This is a genomic window from Acidocella sp. KAb 2-4 (genome assembly GCF_020567705.1).
GTDB lineage: Bacteria > Pseudomonadota > Alphaproteobacteria > Acetobacterales > Acetobacteraceae > Acidocella.
Window position 1 is genome coordinate 76,544 of record NZ_JAJDJU010000011.1, and the last position, 16,750, is coordinate 93,293.

Sequence of the window (16,750 nt, forward strand, 5' to 3'; positions counted from 1 at the left end):
GTTTCGAGCTACCGGGCTTTCCAGGGGCCGTCAAGCACAACTCCGGCGGCGTATTTCGCCGTAACAAAAACTTGAAAGTTTCCAATCATCACCGCATAAGAGGGCATGGCGGGTCAGCATCCCATTAAAAAAACAAAATTAACACCGGCAAAACAAAATGTGGATGCCGGGGCCGATCCGCGCGTTTTAGCGCTGCTTGAGGCGGCGGAGAGCGTGTTTTTGGCCAAGGGCTATCACGCCGCCACCATGGACGAAGTGGCGAAGGCCGCTGGCATGTCGAAAAAAACCGTCTATGCCTTGATCGCCTCCAAGACCGAACTGTTCGCCGCCCTGCTCGCGCATCACCAATCCCTGCTGCAATTCCCCGCCCCCGAACCGGGCTGGACGACCAAGGATATTCTCGTCGCCAATCTGCTCTGCCTGGCGCGCTTTCTGCTCGCGCCGTCGCAGATCGCGATGCTGCGGCTGATCATGGCGGAATATACGCACAGCCCCGATTTCGGCCGGATATTTCTGCGCAACCGGGTGCGCAAGGCGCAGCACAAGCTGGAATCCTGCCTCATCGGCCTGCCGCTCAGCAGCCGTATCGCCCCCGCCGAGGCCAAGGAATTATCGGCCATGCTGTTCGGCATGGCGATCGGGGAGTTCCATCTCGGCGCGCTCATCGGCTTCCGCGCGCCGCCTGGCCGGCAGGCGCTGGAAGCGCGGGTGCGCCGGGCGGTGGATATCTTCTGCGCCGGGTGCTGCCGCGCCGGCACTTAACCGCCTGTCACGGACATATGGCGCGCCGTCGCCGTGCGGGTAATGACAAAATCATGCCCCTTCGGCTTGCGCGCGATCGCCGCCAGGATCGCGGCTTCCAGCGCCGCGTCATCACCTCCGGCGCGCAGCGGCGCGCGCAGATCCGCCGCATCCTCCTGCCCCAGACACATATAGAGCCGCCCGGTGCAGGTCATGCGCACGCGGTTGCAGGCCTCGCAGAAATTATGGCTGAGCGGGGTGATGAAGCCCAGGCGCTGCCCCGTCTCGGCCACCTGCACATAGCGCGCCGGGCCGCCGGTGGCGTAGGTACTGGGCAGCAGCGTCCAGCGCCGGGCCAGCCCGGCGCGCACCTCGGCCAGCGGCAAATGCGTCACGGCGCGGTATTCCACCTCACCCATCGGCATGGTCTCGATCAGGCACAGATCGAAACCGCGCGCCCCGCACCATGCCAGCATGGCGTCGAACTCGTCATCATTGCGTCCGCGCAGCGCCACCATGTTGATCTTGATATGCAGCCCGGCCGCGGCCGCGGCGTCGATCCCCGTCAGCACCTGCGCGAGCGACCCGCGCCGGGTGAGCGCGGCGAATTTATCGGGGTCCAGCGTATCGAGGCTGACATTGATGCGCTTCACCCCAGCCGCCGCCAGCCCGCTGGCGTGCTGGGCCAGCTGCGAGCCATTGGTGGTCAGCGTCAGCTCCTCCAGCCCCTCGCCCAGCCGGCGACCGAGCGACCTGATCAGGTCCATCACATCGCGCCGCACCAGAGGCTCGCCGCCGGTGAGACGGATCTTGCGCACGCCCAGGCGGATGAACGCGGCGCAGACCCGCTCCAGCTCCTCCAGGCTCAGCAGCTCGGCCTTGGGCAGGAAGGTCATATCCTCCCCCATGCAATACACACAGCGGAAATCGCAGCGATCCGTCACCGAAACGCGCAGATAGCTGACTTTACGGCCAAAAGGGTCGATCATGCCCTTAAGGTCGGATGGAATACCCGGCGTTACAAGTCCTCTTCATCATCCGCCGGCACCAGTAGGGCGACGCCGGTATCCACCAGCACCTTGCCGGCATGTTCGAACATCACCGTCACCCGGGTGCCGATCGCGCTCTGCACCTGGCCCAGCCCCCAATCGGGCCGCGCGGGCAGACGCACATAATCGCCGGGCGCGAATTCAGAGCGCTCCACCGCAAGCCTCCACTTTTTCGTGCATATGCGCGGGGATGGGCGCGGTGGCCTCCACCGGCGCATCCAGCGGCAGCCGGATATGCCGCGCCAGCAGATGTAGCCGCCCTACCCCGCCGCCGTACACGGCATCCCCGATGATCGGGTGCCCCAGCGCGGCGGCATGGGCGCGGATCTGGTGCGTGCGCCCGGTTTTGGGGCGGAACTCGACCAGCGCCACGGCGCCGTCATCGCCCCGCACGCGGTATTCCGTCACCGCCTTCTCGCCCGCCTGGTCAGGCGCCATCTTCCAGGCGCGGCCCTGGGTATACTTGGCCAGGGGCTGCTCGATAACGCCCGCGCGCACGCCCGGCACGCCCGCCACCACGGCCCAATAGATCTTTTCCACCCGCCCGGCGGCGAACAAGGCCTGTGCCTCCAGCAGAAAGCTCTTTTTCAGCGCGATGACGAGGCACCCCGCCGTGTCGGTATCCAGCCGGTGCGCAAGCCACGGCCCCTGTTTGCCCTGGCGCCAGCGCGGGAACTCATCCTCCACGCTCGCCCCGCCCGCCCGGCCCGGATGCACGGGCAAGCCGGCGGGCTTGTCGATCACCAGGGCGCGGCGGTCCTGGTAGAGGATGTTCATCCGCGCAGATGCGCGGGCACTTTCAGCCCGAGCCGTACCGGAATATCCCACTCCTCGCGCACGCGGCGGTATTCGGTAAACCCGGCGGCGAGATAGGCGGGCAGCGCGCGCGGATGGTCGGCCGAGCAGGTATTCACCGTCATCCCCGCCAGCCCGGCGGCGCCACGGAACACCGAATCCACCGCCGCGTCGAGGAATTTGCGCCCCAGCCCGTGCCCGACAAAACCCGGCTTCAGCCCGAAATAGTTGAGATTGACGAAGGGCCAATACCCGGCATCGGTCTCGAAAAACCCGGCCTCCTCGCCATTGACGCGCAGCACATAGGTGCTCACCTGCGGGCTGGCCAAATGCCGCGCCAGCATGTCATCGGGCATCATCCGGCGCATCCACCACAGCCACGGCCCGCCGACATCGTTATACAACGCGCGGTATTGCGCCACGGAAAGCCGCTCGCGCGTCAGCGTCACCCCTGGCGGCAAAATGGCCGGCGGGCGCTCGGGCGCGCGCAGCATGCGCAGGAACACCACGGTCACCACCGCGCGCTCCGTCGCCTCGCCCGGCAATGGGCGGGCGTAGGACAACACGTCGTCCATCAATCGTCCAGGAAGCTGCGCAGCTTGCGGCTGCGGCTCGGGTGCTTGAGCTTGCGCAGGGCCTTGGCCTCGATTTGGCGGATACGCTCGCGGGTCACGTTGAACTGTTGGCCGACCTCTTCGAGCGTGTGGTCGGTGTTCATGCCGATGCCGAAGCGCATGCGCAGCACGCGCTCCTCGCGCGGGGTGAGCGAGGAGAGCACGCGCGTCGCCGCCTCGCGCAGATTGGCCTGCACCGCGGCGTCGAGCGGGATGATGGCGGCCTTGTCCTCGATGAAATCGCCGAGATGGCTGTCCTCCTCGTCGCCGATCGGGGTCTCCAGCGAGATCGGCTCCTTGGCGATCTTCAGCACCTTGCGCACCTTCTCCAGCGGCATGCCGAGCTTCTCCGCCAGTTCCTCCGGCGTCGGCTCGCGGCCGATCTCGTGCAGCATTTGGCGGCTGGTGCGGACCAGCTTGTTGATCGTCTCGATCATATGCACCGGGATGCGGATGGTGCGGGCCTGATCGGCGATCGAGCGGGTGATCGCCTGGCGGATCCACCAGGTGGCGTAGGTCGAGAATTTATAGCCGCGGCGGTATTCAAACTTATCCACCGCCTTCATCAGGCCGATATTGCCCTCCTGGATCAGGTCCAGGAATTGCAGGCCGCGATTGGTGTATTTTTTGGCGATGGAGATCACCAGGCGCAGATTGGCCTCGATCATCTCCTTCTTGGCGCGGGTGCTGTCACGCTCGCCGCGCGAGACGGTGGTGTAAACCCGGCGGAATTCCTCGATCGGCAGCCCGGCCTCAGCCGCGACCTTGCCGATCTGCGCGCGCAGCTCATTGGCTTGGCCCTCGTGCTTCTTGGCGAACTCCCGCCAGCCCTTGCCCGGCAGCTCGGCGACATAGGCGATCCAGTTCGGGTCCATCTCGCGGCCGCGATAATGCTGCAGAAACTCGTCGCGCGTCACCTTGTTGCTCTCGGCCAGGCGCAGCAACTGGCCCTCCAGCCCGTTGAGGCGCTGGTTGAGCACCTTGAGCTGGGCCACCAGCTCCTCGATGCGGTTATTATGCAGGCGGATCTGCTCGACCTTGGCCACCAGCTCGTCGCGCAGCTTTTCATAGGTCTTCTCGGAGCGCGAGTTCACATCGCCGCCCGCGGTCAGGTTCTCCAGGCGCTTGGTCTGCAGCTTGGCCAGCTTCTCGTAGAGCTTCTCGATTTCCTCGAAATGCTGGAAGATCTCCGGCTTCAGCTTCTCCTCCAGGGCGGAGAGGGACATGCCGGCGCCTTCGCCCTCCTCGTCCTCCTCCATCTCCTCGTTAGCCTCGAAATCACCCTCGACCACCTCGCCCCCGGCCTGCATGGCCTCAAGGTCGATCACGTCACGCAGCAGCACGCGGCCATTGTTGAGCGCCTCATGCCAGGCGATGATGGCGCGGAAGGTGAGCGGGCTTTCGCAAAGCCCGCGGATCATCATGTCCCGCCCGGCCTCGATGCGCTTGGCGATGGCGATCTCACCCTCGCGCGAGAGCAGCTCCACCGAACCCATCTCGCGCAGATACATGCGCACCGGGTCGTCGGTGCGCGAGACCGCGCTCTCGGAGATGTTGCCAGCTTGTTCCTCGTCCTCGGCCAACTCCTCCTTCGGCGCGATGGCGGCCTCGGCCTCCTCGCCCTCCTCGGATTCCACCACCTGGATGCCCATCTCGTTGAGCATCGCCATGATGTCCTCGATCTGCTCCGAGGAGTTCTGCTCGGCGGGCAGAACGGCGTTGAGCTCATCAAAAGTGATGTAGCCGCGCTCCTTGCCCTTGGCGATCAGACGCTTGACGGCGGCGGACTGGGTGTCCAGCACATTGGCGTCGGCTTCGGTATCGGGGGCGGCGGTCTCGGCGGTGTTCGCAGGCTTGATTGCCATGGTCAGGCAGTACTCCGGGGGATAAGCGGCTCGTATATTTTACAACTCGACAGGTAGGCAATAAGCCCACCATTTCCAGGGTCAGGAATCGGGGATTCCCGTCTCTCCGGCACGCGCCGCGGCCAGTAATTCGTTATACTTCATCAGCCGCGCGCAGGCGGCCTGATCCTCGGGATGGGCCAGCCAGAAGGCCTGGGCCTCGTCACGCTGCGCCCGCAACATGTCGATACTGAAATCCATCAGGCTATACCAACTCCACCAAGACTGCGCGGCTTCCGCCGGGCTGGCATCCGGGGCCAGGCGATATTCCGACGCGGCTTGCGCCAACAGCGCCCGCGCCTGCCCGGCCAGGCCGAGGCTTTCCAAATGGGTTAACAGATTCTCCGAGTCAAGATGCCGGGCCTGGGCGGCGAAGCCGTGCAGGGCGTGGCGCAGCGCTTCGTCGCCGGGCGGCAACGGCACATGGGCGAAGGCTTCCTCTACATCGTGGATCAGGACCGGGTGGCGCAGCAGCGTCGCCAGCATCAGCCGCGCCCGGCGCAGATCAGCCGCCGAGGCGTCGGGCGCCGGGCGCGGCGGTAGCTTCACGGGCGGCGGCGCCAGCCGGCCCGGCTGGCCGGGGCGGAACGCTGTCTGCGGCCGGGCTTGGCGGCGCTCGCCATAATAGCGCCCGCGCAGATGCTGGCGGTATTCGCCGGCCAGGGTCTTGTCGGGGATCAGCCCGGCCAGTTCGTCCAGCCGGTGCAGAAACGCCGCGCGCCCCTCTGGCGTGTTGGGCGGACGATGCGCGGCCGTCAGCATGCCATAGAGCGCCTCGGAGAGCGGCTCCGCCTGCGCCAGCGCCGCCTGGAAGGCCGCCGCCCCGCCACGGCGGATCAGGCTGTCCGGGTCGTCCTTGGGTGGCAGGCGCAGCAGGCGCAGCGAGCGCTCGGGGCTGAGATGCGCCAGCGCCAGCTCCACCGTGCGCAGCGCCGCGCGCTGCCCGGCGGCGTCGCCGTCAAAACAGATCACCGGCTCGGGCGAGAGCTTCCAAAGTTCCTCCAGATGCTCCTCGGTCAGTGCCGTGCCCAGCGGCGCCACCGCCCCGCCAAACCCCGCCTGCGCCAGGGCGATGACATCCATATAGCCTTCCACGACGATCAGCCGCGCGCCCTTGCGCACCGCCTCGCGGGCGAAATTCAGGCCGTATAGCGCGCGGCGCTTGGCGAAGACCGCCGTTTCCGGGCCGTTGACGTATTTCGGCTGGCCATCGCCCATGATCCGGCCGCCGAAGCTGATCATCGCGCCCCGCTTGTCGCGGATCGGGAACATCACCCGCGCGAAGAACATGTCCACCGGGCCGCGCTCGGCCTGCTTCATCAGCCCAGCCTCGATCAGCTGGTCGGGTTTGATGTTCTGCCCGCGCAAGGCGGCCGCCAGCGCGCCCCGCCCCTCGCCGGACCAGCCAAGGCCGAATTTGCGGATGGTGTCGTCGCTCAGCCCGCGCCCGCGCAGATACTCCAGCGCCGCCCGCCCCTCGGGGCCGGAGAGCCAGAGCTGGTATTGCCGTGCCGCCGCCTCCAGCACCTCGGAGAGCCCGGCCCGGCGCTGCTCGGCCTCGGCCGCCTGCGGCGTCGGCTTTGGCACCTCCAGCCCCGCCTGCCGGGCGAGCTCTTCCACCGTCTCCATGAACCCGGCGCCGGTGCTCTTCATCACGAAGGTGATGACATCGCCATGCGCGCCGCAGCCGAAGCAGTGGTAATGGTCGTCATATACATAGAAGGACGGCGTCTTTTCCCCATGGAAGGGGCAACAGCCCTTCCAGTCCCGGCTGGAGCGGGTGAGCTTGACCGTGCGCCCGATCACCGTGCGGATCGGGACGCGCGCGCGCAGCTCGTCGAGGAAATTCGCCGGTAGCGCCAAGGCTCAGCCCGCCAGCGCCGTCTTCACCGCGGCCGAGGCCACGGCCATGTCGAGCGCCGCGCCATGCTTGGCCTTCAGCGCGCCCACCACCTTGCCCATATCCTTCACCGAGGCCGCGCCGGTGGCGGCGATCGCCTCCTTCACGGCCGCCTCCAGCGCCTCGCCTTCCAGCGTCTGCGGCAGGAATTCGGAGATCACGGCGATCTCCTGCTCCTCCTTGGCGGCCAGTTCCTCGCGCCCGCCCTGGCGGTAGAGCGTCACCGAATCCCGGCGCGACTTAATCATCGAGCGCAGCATGGCGAGGATTTCGTCGTCCGCGACCTGCTCCACCCCCTTGGGCCGGGCGGCGATGTCGGTATCCTTCAGCTTCGCCTGGATCATGCGCAGGGCGGAGGTCCGCTCCGCGTCGCGGGCCAGCATGGAGGCCTTCACGGCGGCGGTCAGGGTTTCACGAATGCTCATCTCTACTACTCTCCGGAAAAAATTTCCGGCCTCACCGAAGGTCGTTGAGGCCGGAGGGAAAATCCGCTATCTATAATATATGCAAATGCCCATCGATGAAATCCTCCGCCGCCTGGGTGGCTCGGACGCCGCCGCAACCCTCACCGGCGTCTCCGCCGAAGCCGTGCGCAAATGGCGCAGCGCCGGGGCCATTCCGCCCCGCCACTGGCCCGCGATCATGGCCGCCACCGGGCTGAGCCTGGAGGATTTCTCCGCCCCCGCCGAGAGCGAGGTGCCGCCCGGCGCCACCGCCGCGCTGGTGCTGGCCGATGGCAGCGTGTTCTGGGGCCGTGGCTTTGGCGCGCACGGGGTCAGCCTGCCCTCCGAGCTGTGCTTCAACACCGGCCTCACCGGCTATCAGGAGACGCTGACCGACCCCTCCTATGCCGGGCAGATCATCACCTTCACCTTCCCGCATATCGGCAATGTCGGCACCAATGGCGAGGATATGGAGGCCGCGCGCATCTTCGCCCGCGGGCTGGTGGTGAAGGAGGATTTCACCGCGCCGTCCAATTACCGCGCCACCGCCGATCTCGGCGCCTGGCTGCGCCAGATGGGCATTCCCGGCATCGCCGGGGTGGATACGCGCGCGCTCACCCTGCGCATCCGCGATCTCGGCGCCCCCAATGCCGTGCTGGCCTTCCCCGAGGACGGCCGGTTCGACCTGAAATCCCTCGCCGCCACCGCCGCCGCCTGGAGCGGGCTGGAGGGGCTGGACTTGGCCAAGGACGTCTCCTGCACGCAAAGCTATGAGTGGACCGGCGGCACCTGGAGCTGGGAGCATGGCTATTCGACGCCGGAGACGGTGAAAAAAATCGTCGCCGTGGATTACGGCGCCAAGCGCAACATCCTGCGCAGCCTGGCCTCGGCCGGGTGCAAGGTGACGGTGGTGCCCGCCACCGCCAGCGCCGAGGATATTCTGCGCCACAAGCCCGACGGCGTGTTCCTCTCCAACGGCCCCGGCGACCCGGCGGCGACAGCGGTGTATGCCGTGCCCGCCATCCAGGGCGTGATGGCGGCGGGCGTGCCGATTTTCGGCATCTGCCTCGGCCACCAGCTTCTGGCCACGGCGCTGGGCGGCAAGACCTACAAGCTGGAGCGCGGGCATCGGGGCGCCAACCAGCCGGTGAAGGACCTGACCACTGGCAAGGTCGAGATCACCTCGCAGAACCACGGCTTCGCGGTGGATGAAAATTCGCTGCCCGCGGGTGTCGAGGTCACGCATGTCTCGCTGTTCGACGGCTCGAACGAAGGCATCGCCTGCAAGGCCAAGCGCGTATTCTCGGTGCAATACCACCCCGAGGCCAGCCCCGGCCCGTCCGACAGCGCCTATCTGTTCACACGCTTCGTTGAGATGCTGGGTTGATCGATTTGTCCTCTCTGCGCCGCGCCTTGGCCACGCTCGATGAAGCGCTGGCGGCGCTTGCGCGCGCGCCGGAGGACAAATTCATCCGCGACGCCTGTATCCAGCGTTTCGAGTATTCCTACGAGCTCGCCTACAAAACCCTGCGCCGCCATTTGGAGGCGACGGAGCCGCACAGCGTGGCGGAGCTGTCTTTTCCGCAGCTCATCCGGCTTGGCTATGATCGCAGCTTGCTGGCTGAAAGCTGGGACGTCTGGGCGGATTTCCGCGACGCCCGCAACGCCACAAGCCGCGCCTATAACGAAGACAGGGCCCTCGCCGTGATCGCGAAACTTCCCGGCTTTGCCAAGGCTGCTGTCTTTCTGGCCACGCAAATCGAGGCGCGGCAATCGTGATCCAGGCGGATCCAAAAGAGCTGGCTCTGGCGCGGGATATTTTGCGCGCCCATCTGCCCGGCGCCAAAATCTGGGCCTTCGGCTCACGTGCCAAAGGCGGCGCGCGGCGCGGTTCAGACCTCGACCTCGCGATTGACGCGGGCGCGCCTCTGTCCTCCTCCGCCAAGGCGCAGCTGGCCGCGGCACTGGACGAGGCGGCGCTGCCGTTCAACGTCGATCTTGTAGATCTGCACAACATTTCCGATGAATTCCGCGCGCTCATCGACGCGCATAAAATCCCGTTTCCCGGCTTCGAATAAGGACACCCCATGCCCAAACGCACAGACATCAAGAGCATCATGATCATCGGCGCCGGGCCGATCGTCATCGGCCAGGCCTGCGAGTTCGACTATTCCGGCGCCCAGGCCTGCAAGGCGCTGCGCGAGGAGGGCTACCGCGTCATTCTCGTCAACTCCAACCCGGCGACGATCATGACCGATCCGTCGCTGGCGGATGCGACCTATATCGAGCCGATCACCCCGGAGATGGTCGAGAAGATCATCATCAAGGAGAAGCCGGACGCGCTGCTGCCGACCATGGGCGGGCAAACGGCACTGAACACGGCGATGGCGCTGGCGAAATCCGGCACGCTGGACAAACACGGGGTGGAGTTGATCGGCGCCAAGGCCGAGGTGATCGACCGCGCCGAGGACCGGCTGAAATTCCGCGACGCGATGGCCGAGATCGGCGTGATGGGCCCGCGCTCGGCGATCGCGCATAACCGCGAGGAAGCCACGGCGGCGCTGGAGCTTGTCGGCCTGCCCGCCGTCATCCGCCCCAGCTTCACGCTCGGCGGCACGGGCGGCGGCATCGCCTATAACCGCGAGGAATTCTTCGAGATCTGCCTGGGCGGCATCGAGGCCTCGCCCACCAACGAGGTGCTGGTCGAAGAATCGGTGCTCGGCTGGAAAGAGTATGAATTCGAGGTGGTCCGCGATTCCGCTGACAACTGCATCATCGTCTGCTCCATCGAGAATATCGACCCGATGGGCGTGCACACCGGCGACAGCGTGACCGTGGCCCCGGCGCTGACGCTCACCGACAAAGAATTCCAGATCATGCGCGACGCCTCCATCGCGTGTCTGCGCCGCATCGGCGTGGATACTGGCGGCTCCAACGTGCAGTTCGGCATCAATCCGGTGGATGGCCGCTTGGTCGTGATCGAGATGAACCCGCGCGTGTCGCGCTCCTCGGCGCTCGCCTCCAAGGCCACCGGCTTCCCGATCGCGAAGATCGCGGCCAAGCTCGCCGTCGGCTACACGCTGGACGAGTTGCAGAACGACATCACCAAATCCACCCCCGCCTCCTTCGAGCCGGTGATCGATTACGTGGTGATCAAGATCCCGCGCTTCACCTTCGAGAAATTCCCCGGCACCCCGGCGCTGCTGAGCACCTCGATGAAATCGGTGGGCGAGGCGATGGCGATCGGCCGCAACTTCGCCGAGGCGCTGCAAAAGGGCTTGCGCTCGCTGGAGACAGGGCTCTCCGGCCTCGATGAAATCCCCCCGCCGGGCGATGGCACGGCGGATGCGTTCCGCGCCGCCCTCTCCACCCCGCGCCCTGACCGTCTGCTGATTGCCGCGCAGGCTCTGCGCGCCGGGCTGACGGTTGAGGAAATCCACGCCACCTGCAAGTTCGACCCCTGGTATCTGCGCCAGATGCAGGACATCATCGAGGCCGAGCGCGAGGTGAAGACGCATGGCCTGCCGCGCGACGCGCACGGGCTGCGCCGCCTCAAGGCGATGGGCTTCGCCGATAAGCGCCTCGCGGAGCTGACCGGGCAGAAGGAAAGCGCCGTGACCGCCGCGCGGCTCAAGCTCGGCGTCACGCCGGTGTATAAGCGCATCGACACCTGCGCCGGCGAATTCGCCTCCGCCACCTCGTATATGTATTCCACTTACGAAGGCGCCTATGGCCAGCCGCTGGACGAGGCGGATGTGTCCGACCGCCAGAAGGTCGTCATTCTCGGCGGCGGGCCGAACCGCATCGGCCAGGGCATCGAGTTCGATTATTGCTGCGTCCATGCCGCCTATGCGCTGCGTGATGCCGGGTATGAGACCATCATGGTCAACTGCAACCCGGAGACCGTCTCCACCGATTACGACACCTCCGACCGGCTCTATTTCGAGCCGCTCTTCGCCGAGGACGTGATCTCGCTGCTGAAGAAGGAGCAGGAGAAAGGCACGCTGCTCGGCTGCATCGTGCAATATGGCGGGCAGACGCCGCTCAAGCTCTCCCTGGCGCTGGAGGCGGCGGACATCCCCATCCTCGGCACCTCGGCCGACGCCATCGACGTCGCGGAAGACCGCGAGCGCTTCCAGGCCCTGCTCAAGCGCCTCGGGTTGCGCCAGCCGGATAACGGCATCGCCCGCTCCGCCGAACAGGCCGAGGCGATCGCCGAGCGCATCGGCTACCCGGTCATCATCCGCCCGTCTTACGTGCTGGGCGGACGCGCGATGGAGATCGTGTATGACCGCGCCGGGCTGACCCGCTACATCCGTGAGGCCGTGCGCGTCTCCGGCGACAACCCGGTGCTGATCGACCGCTACCTCAACGAGGCGAGCGAGGTCGATGTGGACTGCATCTGCGACGGCGAGACCGTTTATGTCGCCGGGGTGATGGAGCATATCGAGGAAGCCGGCATCCATTCCGGCGATTCCGCCTGCTCCATCCCGCCCTATTCGCTCTCCCCCGCCATCGTGGCCGAGCTGCGCGCCGAGACCGTGGCCATGGCCAAGGCGCTCGGCGTGGTCGGGCTGATGAACGTGCAATACGCCATCCAGAACGACACCATCTACGTGCTTGAGGTGAACCCGCGCGCCTCGCGCACCGTGCCTTTCGTCGCCAAGGCGACTGGCGTGCCGGTGGCCAAGCTGGGCGCGCTGGTCATGGCCGGGGCGAAGCTCGCCAGCTTCAAGCTCGATGATTCCGTTTCCCTCCCGCATGTCGCGGTGAAGGAGGCGGTGTTCCCCTTCGCGCGCTTCCCGAACGTGGACACGCTGCTCGGGCCTGAAATGAAATCGACCGGCGAGGTGATGGGGCTGGACACGAATTTCGCCCGCGCCTTCGCCAAGGCGCAGGCGGGCGCAGGCGTCTCGCTGCCGCTCAAGGGCACGGCCTTCGTCTCGGTGAAGGACAGCGACAAGGCGGCCATCGTGCCGGTGGCGCGGCGGCTGGCGGAGTTGGGCTTCTCCATCATGGCCACCTCGGGCACCGCCAAATGCATCGCCGAGGCCGGGATTCCGGTGAAGCGCGTGAACAAAGTGCTGGAAGGCCGCCCGCATTGCGTGGACGCCATCCGCTCGGGCGAGATCCAGCTGGTGATCAACACCGCGCATGGCGCGCAATCAGTGGCCGACAGCTTCGACATCCGCCGCTCGGCGCTGACTCATGGTGTCCCCAATTTCACCACCATCGCCGCCGCCCGGGCCACCGCCCATGCCATCGCGGCGATGATCGCGGGTACTCTTGAAGTCGCGCCGCTTCAGTCGTACTTTGCCAAGCCTTTCTAAGGCCCTGCCGGCTTAACCGCCGGCAGGGTTTCCCCTGTTTACCCCCAAGCCCATCGGGGGCCTCGGCCCTTGAGGAGAAAAAGTGCAGAAATTCCCCATGACCGCGGCTGGTCTCGCGGCACTCGAAGATGAATTGCGGCACCTGAAGGCGGTGGAGCGCCCGGCGATCATCCGTGCCATCGCCGAGGCCCGCGCCCATGGCGATCTCTCGGAAAACGCCGAGTACCACGCCGCGCGTGAACGCCAATCCTTCATCGAGGGGCGAATTTCCGAGCTGGAGGAGATTACCTCGGCGGCCGAAGTCATCGACCCTGCGAGCCTTTCGGGCGACACGGTGAAGTTCGGCGCCACCATTTTGCTGGTGGACGAGGACACGGAGCTGGAGGTCACCTACCAGATCGTCGGCATGCATGAGGCGGACATCAAGCGCGCGCGCCTGTCCATCACCTCGCCGCTGGCCAAGGCGCTGATCTCCAAGCGCGTCGGCGAGACTGTCTCCGTGCCCGCCCCGGGCGGCGACAAATCCTACGAAATCCTCAAGATCACTTACGGTTAAATCATCATGATCACCTTCGACGACGTCCAGGCCGCGGCCAAGCGGATCCAGGGGGCGGTGCTGCGCACGCCTTTCCTGCGCGCGGACGGGATTTCCCGCCTGACCGGCGCGGAGGTGTATATTAAATACGACCATCTGCAGGCCACCGGCGCCTTCAAGGAGCGCGGCGCGGCCAACCGCATCGCCCTGCTGAGCCCCGAGGAGCGCAAGGCCGGGGTGGTGGCGATGTCTGCCGGCAACCATGCCCAGGCCGTGGCCCGCCACGCCCAGCTCGCTGGCATCAAGGCCAGCATCGTAATGCCCCGCCACACCCCCGCAACCAAGGTGACGCGCACCGCCGCCTGGGGCGCCAATGTGGTGCTACATGGTGAGACCCTGGCTGAAGCCGCCGCCGAGGCGCACCGGCTGGAGGAGGAGGAAGGCCTGTTCTTCTTGCACCCTTATGACGACCCCGGCGTGATCGCGGGCCAGGCCACCATGGCGCTGGAGATGTTCGAGGACCAGCCCGATCTCGATATGATCGTGCAGGCCACGGGCGGCGGCGGGCTGATCGCGGGCACCGCCGTGGTGGCGCGGCATCTGCGCCCGCAATGCGAAGTGCTGGGCGTTGAGGTCGAGAATTACGCTGCTTTCTCCCAGGCCCTGGCGGGCGAGACAATCCATGTCGGCGGCCCGACCATCGCCGAGGGCATCGCCGTGCGCGATATCGGCCAGATGCCGCTGGCGATCCTGAAGGCGCTGAACGTGCCGGTGATGGTGGTGGCCGAATACGCCATCGAGCGCGCCATCGCCACCTTCGTTGAAAGCGCCAAGCAGGTGACGGAAGGCGCAGGCGCGGCCGGACTGGCGGCGCTGCTCTCCTTCCCCGAGCGGTTCAAGGGCAAGAAAATCGGCATCTCGATCTGCGGCGGCAATATCGATCTGCGCACGCTCTCCAACACGCTCATGCGCCATTTGCTGCGCGACGGCCGCATCCTGCGCCTAGTCATCGAGATGCCCGACCGCCCCGGCATGTTGGCCGAGGTGGCGACGCGCATCGGCGCGCTCGGTGGCAATATCCTGGAGGTTTCGCATCACCGCCTGTTCTCCAGCCCGCATGTGCAGGATGCGCAGTTGGAGATCATGATCGAGGCGCGCGACCCTAATCATGGCGCCGCCATCGAAGCCTCGCTCGCCGAGGTGTTCACGCTGAGAAGACTTTAAAAAGTTTTTTTGGGTGCAGCTTTTTGAAAAGCCGCACCCAAAACGTTTATAACTTATCCGCGCCGCCTGCCCAGCTCGGAGATGATTCCGTGCAGGGTGTTCAGCTCCTGGCGCGTCACCTCGCCGCGCGTGAAGAAATGCCGCAGATTGCGGACCATGCCCGGCCGCTTCTGCTCATTGCGTAAAAACCCGCTCTCATCGCAGGCGCGCACCAGATGCGCCATGAAATTGTCTAGCTCGCCCTTGGTCGCGGGCGCGGTTTCGTTCACCTGCAACTCGCGCGGCGGCTGTTCGGGCATGCGCGCCAGCCACCATTCATAGCCGAACACCATCACCGCCTGCGCCAGATTGAGCGACATGAAATCCGGGTTGAGATCGTAACGGATTAGGCTGTCCGCATTGGCGATGTCGTCATTGTCAAGCCCGGTGCGCTCCGGCCCAAACAACACGCCGGTTTTCAAACCCCGCTGCCCCGCGGCCACGATTTCCACAGCACCGCCACGCGCGGTGAGCACTGGTTTGATGATATGGCGCGGACGCGGACAGGTGGCGAACACGCGGTGCAGATCGGCCACCGCCTCGGCCACCGTGCCGAAGACCTGGGCATTGTCGAGGATGCGATGCGCGCCCGAGCCGGTGATCCAGGCACGGTGCAGCGGCCAGCCATCGCGCGGCGCCACGATGCGCAGATGAAACAGCCCGCCATTGCCCATGGCCCGCGCCACCGCGCCGATATTCTCGGCCATTTGGGGCCGCACCAGAATCACCACCGGCGATGGCTCGATGGGGGCGAGTTCTGCCCCGCCACTACGCCCGGTCATTACGATTTCCGCAGTTTATAAGTGCCGCCAGGGCCATCCTCCACGGCATAGCCCAGCGCCGAGATCGCCTCGCGCAGCCTATCGGATTCAGCGAAATCCTTGCGCTTGCGCGCCGCGACCCGCTGTGCCGCCAGCGCGTTCACCTCGGCGGGAATCTCTCCGGCGAACCACTCCTCCGGCGTCACGTTCAACAATCCCATCACCTGCCCCGCCGCACGCAGCGCCGCAGCGGCATTGGCATCGCCAGCCAGCGCGGCATCGGCCAGGCCGTGCATGCCCGCCAGCGCGCCGGGGGTGTTGAGGTCATCGAGCAGCGGCTCCAGCACGCAATCGGGCGTCTGCTGCGCCGCCGCCACGCCGGGGTGCCGCTCCAGCGCACGGTAGAAGCGGTCCAGCTCCTTGCGCGCCTCGGCCAGCCCGGCATCGGAGAAATCCAGCGTCGAGCGATAATGCGCGCGCATCAACATCAACCGCACCGCCTCGCCGGGGGCCTTATCCAGCACGTCATGCAGGAACAGGAAATTGCCGAGCGATTTGCTCATCTTCTCGCCGTTCACCAGCAGCATCCGGTTATGCACCCAGGTCCGGGCGAAGTGCGAGCCGGGAAAGGCGCAGCATGATTGCGCGATCTCGTTCTCGTGATGCGGAAAGATCAGATCATCGCCGCCGCCATGAATGTCGAAATCCGCACCCAGATGCTTCCAGCTCATCGCCGAGCATTCGATGTGCCAGCCCGGCCGCCCGCGCCCCCACGGGCTGTCCCAGCCCGGCAGATCGGGCGTGGAGGGCTTCCACAGCACGAAATCCCCCGCATCGCGTTTATACGGCGCCACATCCACCCGCGCCCCGGCGATCAGCTCATCGGGCGTGCGGCCGGAGAATTTGCCGTAATCCGGGTCGGAAGGGACGGAGAACAGCACATGCCCATCCGCCACATAGGCATGGCCATTGGCGATCAGGCGCTGGATGATCTCGATGATCTCGCCCAGATGCTCCGTCGCGCGCGGCTCGATATCCGGCGGCAGGGCATAAAGCGCCGCCATGTCCTCGTGATACCAGCGGATCGGCCCTTCCGTGACCTGCTCGATCGGCAGGCCGCGCTCCTTGGCGCGGGCGTTGATCTTGTCGTCAATGTCCGTGATGTTGCGTACGTAGGTGACGCGCGGATATAGCCGCCGCAGCAGGCGGATCAGCACGTCGAAAATCATCACATTGCGCGCATTGCCGATATGCGCCCGGTCATACACGGTGGGCCCGCACAGATAGGCCCGCACATTGGTGGGATCGAGCGGGGTGAAGACCTCCTTGGTCCGGGTCCGGGTATTGTAGAGCGTCAACTGGGTCATGGCGGCTCTTTTGGCCTGTTTGAGGGGTAAATCAAGCCATGTTGCAAT

16 protein-coding genes are annotated in these 16,750 nt (G+C 66.0%); 7 read left to right on the forward strand and 9 right to left on the reverse strand.

Features of this window, described 5'->3' with window-relative positions:
- Positions 1-159 precede the first annotated feature (159 nt).
- Complete coding sequence (locus tag LI953_RS09195) at positions 160-762, forward strand: TetR/AcrR family transcriptional regulator (protein WP_227075775.1); 603 nt, start codon at positions 160-162, stop codon at positions 760-762.
- Here the strand turns inward: LI953_RS09195 and moaA are convergent.
- From moaA to LI953_RS09230, 7 genes are all read right to left on the reverse strand, one after another.
- Positions 759-1,730, reverse strand: a complete 972-nt coding sequence (moaA, locus tag LI953_RS09200) for a GTP 3',8-cyclase MoaA (protein ID WP_227075776.1) — start codon at positions 1,728-1,730, stop codon at positions 759-761. The two genes, LI953_RS09195 and moaA, sit on opposite strands and share 4 nt — an antisense overlap.
- Before the next feature lie 29 nt (positions 1,731-1,759).
- Positions 1,760-1,945 carry a DUF3553 domain-containing protein gene (locus LI953_RS09205; RefSeq protein ID WP_227075777.1) on the reverse strand — a complete coding sequence of 62 codons (186 nt, stop codon included), beginning with the start codon at positions 1,943-1,945 and terminating at the stop codon, positions 1,760-1,762.
- Positions 1,932-2,567 (reverse strand): RluA family pseudouridine synthase, encoded by a 636-nt coding sequence (locus LI953_RS09210; protein WP_227075778.1) that lies wholly within the window; start codon positions 2,565-2,567, stop codon positions 1,932-1,934. Before LI953_RS09210 ends, LI953_RS09205 begins: the two co-directional genes overlap by 14 nt.
- Positions 2,564-3,160 carry a GNAT family N-acetyltransferase gene (locus tag LI953_RS09215; protein WP_227075779.1) on the reverse strand — a complete coding sequence of 199 codons (597 nt, stop codon included), beginning with the start codon at positions 3,158-3,160 and terminating at the stop codon, positions 2,564-2,566. The genes LI953_RS09210 and LI953_RS09215 overlap by 4 nt, the downstream gene beginning before the upstream one ends.
- Positions 3,160-5,064, reverse strand: a complete 1,905-nt coding sequence (gene rpoD / locus LI953_RS09220; protein ID WP_227075780.1) for an RNA polymerase sigma factor RpoD — start codon at positions 5,062-5,064, stop codon at positions 3,160-3,162. Before rpoD ends, LI953_RS09215 begins: the two co-directional genes overlap by 1 nt.
- A gap of 81 nt (positions 5,065-5,145) precedes the next feature.
- Positions 5,146-6,966: a DNA primase gene (gene dnaG / locus LI953_RS09225; protein ID WP_227075781.1), complete on the reverse strand. Its 1,821-nt coding sequence runs from the start codon at positions 6,964-6,966 to the stop codon at positions 5,146-5,148.
- Positions 6,967-6,969: 3 nt separating this feature from the next.
- A complete protein-coding gene (locus LI953_RS09230) occupies positions 6,970-7,428 on the reverse strand; it encodes a GatB/YqeY domain-containing protein (RefSeq protein ID WP_227075782.1) in 459 nt (152 codons plus the stop codon).
- 79 nt (positions 7,429-7,507) lie between these two features.
- Here LI953_RS09230 and carA point away from each other — a divergent pair, with 79 nt between their 5' ends.
- The 6 genes from carA to LI953_RS09260 all read left to right on the forward strand — a co-directional run bounded on the left by carA (position 7,508) and on the right by LI953_RS09260 (position 14,535).
- Positions 7,508-8,833 (forward strand): glutamine-hydrolyzing carbamoyl-phosphate synthase small subunit, encoded by a 1,326-nt coding sequence (carA, locus tag LI953_RS09235; protein WP_227075783.1) that lies wholly within the window; start codon positions 7,508-7,510, stop codon positions 8,831-8,833.
- A gap of 5 nt (positions 8,834-8,838) precedes the next feature.
- Entirely contained in the window at positions 8,839-9,225 is a 387-nt protein-coding gene (locus LI953_RS09240; protein ID WP_227075784.1) for an HI0074 family nucleotidyltransferase substrate-binding subunit, read from the forward strand.
- The gene (locus tag LI953_RS09245) at positions 9,222-9,524 is read left to right on the forward strand and encodes a nucleotidyltransferase domain-containing protein (RefSeq protein ID WP_227075785.1); all 303 of its coding nucleotides are present in this window, start codon (positions 9,222-9,224) and stop codon (positions 9,522-9,524) included. The genes LI953_RS09240 and LI953_RS09245 overlap by 4 nt, the downstream gene beginning before the upstream one ends.
- A gap of 9 nt (positions 9,525-9,533) precedes the next feature.
- Entirely contained in the window at positions 9,534-12,776 is a 3,243-nt protein-coding gene (gene carB, locus LI953_RS09250; protein WP_227075786.1) for a carbamoyl-phosphate synthase large subunit, read from the forward strand.
- 82 nt (positions 12,777-12,858) lie between these two features.
- Positions 12,859-13,332 carry a transcription elongation factor GreA gene (greA, locus tag LI953_RS09255; RefSeq protein ID WP_227075787.1) on the forward strand — a complete coding sequence of 158 codons (474 nt, stop codon included), beginning with the start codon at positions 12,859-12,861 and terminating at the stop codon, positions 13,330-13,332.
- A gap of 6 nt (positions 13,333-13,338) precedes the next feature.
- Positions 13,339-14,535 carry a threonine ammonia-lyase gene (locus tag LI953_RS09260; protein ID WP_227075788.1) on the forward strand — a complete coding sequence of 399 codons (1,197 nt, stop codon included), beginning with the start codon at positions 13,339-13,341 and terminating at the stop codon, positions 14,533-14,535.
- Between the two features lie 53 nt (positions 14,536-14,588).
- Here the strand turns inward: LI953_RS09260 and LI953_RS09265 are convergent, their stop codons facing one another.
- Entirely contained in the window at positions 14,589-15,356 is a 768-nt protein-coding gene (locus LI953_RS09265) for an RNA methyltransferase (protein ID WP_227075789.1), read from the reverse strand.
- A complete protein-coding gene (gene cysS / locus LI953_RS09270; protein ID WP_227075790.1) occupies positions 15,356-16,702 on the reverse strand; it encodes a cysteine--tRNA ligase in 1,347 nt (448 codons plus the stop codon). Before cysS ends, LI953_RS09265 begins: the two co-directional genes overlap by 1 nt.
- Between the last annotated feature and the right edge of the window lie 48 nt (positions 16,703-16,750).

Bases quoted from the DNA above. Each gene is read 5' to 3' on its own strand.
- moaA (WP_227075776.1), bottom strand. From the start codon at position 1,730: ATGATCGACCCTTTTGGCCGTAAAGTCAGCTATCTGCGCGTTTCGGTG.
- LI953_RS09210 (WP_227075778.1), bottom strand. From the start codon at position 2,567: ATGAACATCCTCTACCAGGACCGCCGCGCCCTGGTGATCGACAAGCCC.
- LI953_RS09215 (WP_227075779.1), bottom strand. From the start codon at position 3,160: ATGGACGACGTGTTGTCCTACGCCCGCCCATTGCCGGGCGAGGCGACG.
- rpoD (WP_227075780.1), bottom strand. From the start codon at position 5,064: ATGGCAATCAAGCCTGCGAACACCGCCGAGACCGCCGCCCCCGATACC.
- LI953_RS09230 (WP_227075782.1), bottom strand. From the start codon at position 7,428: ATGAGCATTCGTGAAACCCTGACCGCCGCCGTGAAGGCCTCCATGCTG.
- carA (WP_227075783.1), top strand. From the start codon at position 7,508: ATGCAAATGCCCATCGATGAAATCCTCCGCCGCCTGGGTGGCTCGGAC.
- carB (WP_227075786.1), top strand. From the start codon at position 9,534: ATGCCCAAACGCACAGACATCAAGAGCATCATGATCATCGGCGCCGGG.
- LI953_RS09260 (WP_227075788.1), top strand. From the start codon at position 13,339: ATGATCACCTTCGACGACGTCCAGGCCGCGGCCAAGCGGATCCAGGGG.
- LI953_RS09265 (WP_227075789.1), bottom strand. From the start codon at position 15,356: ATGACCGGGCGTAGTGGCGGGGCAGAACTCGCCCCCATCGAGCCATCG.
- cysS (WP_227075790.1), bottom strand. From the start codon at position 16,702: ATGACCCAGTTGACGCTCTACAATACCCGGACCCGGACCAAGGAGGTC.